Below are 1,398 nucleotides of genomic sequence, written 5' to 3'. Positions count from 1 at the left end.
GTGGCGCTCCTAGTGTTCTAGTGGGCGCTTTTTGCTGTTCAGAGGCTATTTTCGGTGGTATGCAACAGGATCTGACGACGTATCTGTGAAATGAGGGACGCGCACGCGGTGTGCCTCTAGGTTTCGGGGTTACCACACCAACCTCAACCGCAAGGACGATCCGCGTGCGCGTCAGTACTGCATTTAACCGTCTGCTGGCTATCCCCGGAGCCACGGTCACCGAAGTCGTCATCGGCGAACGCGATGTCGAGGTGACGCTGCGCCCGTCGGCTCGACTGCTGACCTGCCCATGTGGCAAACGCTTACGAAGCTTCTACGACCGTCGTCGGCGCCGCTGGCGCCATCTTGATCTGGGCCGGAGCCGGCTATGGCTGGTCTATGACATCCGCCGGGTGGACTGTCCGGACTGCGGGGTGCTCACCGAGGAGTTGCCCTGGGCGCGACCCGGCGCCCGGCACACCCGTGATTACGAAGACATGGTGTTGTGGTTGGCCCAGCGCAGCGACCGCACCACCGTGGCCACCTTGATGCGTTGCGCCTGGGAAACGGTTACCGCGATCATCAACCGCGGAGTCGCCGAGCTCCTCGATGCGCGTCGGCTCCAGACGCGCTACCGGATCGGGGTCGATGAAATCTGCTACCGCCATCCGCACCGCTACCTGACCATCATCGGCGATCACGACAGCGGCACCGTTGTCGATATTCAACCGGGCCGCAGCGAAGATTCACTGGCCACATTCTATGAAAGCCAAACACATTCAGCTCTCAAGAACATTGAAGCAGTCAGCATGGATGTGTCCCGCGCCTACACCAAAGCCACCCGCACAGCTGTGCCAGACGCGGTCATCTGCTACGACGGATTCCACATCATGCGATGGATCAACCGAGCCTTGGACCGGGTCTTCGCCGAAGCCGCCAGCGGGCCGGCCAAGGTCGCCATGACCTCCGCACAGTGGCGCACCACCCGCTGGGCCCTGCGCACCGGAGAGAACAAACTCACCGACGACAAACGAGACCTGGTCAACCAGATCGCCCGTACCAGCCGACGCATCGGCCGGGCCTGGACGCTCAAAGAGCAAGCCCGCGACCTCTACCGCTACGACCATCCCCCCGGCCAGGCCCGCCGACTACTCAAAGCCTGGATCACCGCCGCCCTCCGCAGTCGCATCCCCGTGTTCGTCTCACTCGGCAAACGCTTCAAGATCTACTTCGAACCTATCCTGGCCGCCATCGAACTCGGTATCTCTAACGCCCTCGCCGAGAGCATCAACGCCAAAATCCGCCTCATCAACGCCCGCGGCTACGGCCACCACTCCGCCCAAACACTGACCTCAATGATCTACCTCTGCCTCGGCGGACTGCAGGTCAAGCTACCCACAACAACCTGAGGAGCCGCAC

At 62.2% G+C, this 1,398-nt stretch carries 1 protein-coding gene; it reads left to right on the top strand.

The genetic code is table 11. The features are described 5' to 3' along the window. Positions 1-164 precede the first annotated feature (164 nt). On the top strand, positions 165-1,388 hold the full coding sequence (locus CRM90_RS29940; protein ID WP_102810447.1) for an ISL3 family transposase: 1,224 nt from the start codon (positions 165-167) through the stop codon (positions 1,386-1,388). The last annotated feature ends 10 nt before the right edge of the window (positions 1,389-1,398 follow it).

The sequence above is a fragment of the Mycobacterium sp. ENV421 genome (genome assembly GCF_002887815.1).
In the GTDB taxonomy this organism is placed as follows: domain Bacteria; phylum Actinomycetota; class Actinomycetes; order Mycobacteriales; family Mycobacteriaceae; genus Mycobacterium.
The sequence above is the reverse complement of the archived record's forward strand: the minus strand, read 5'-3'. Positions and strand labels throughout refer to the sequence as shown.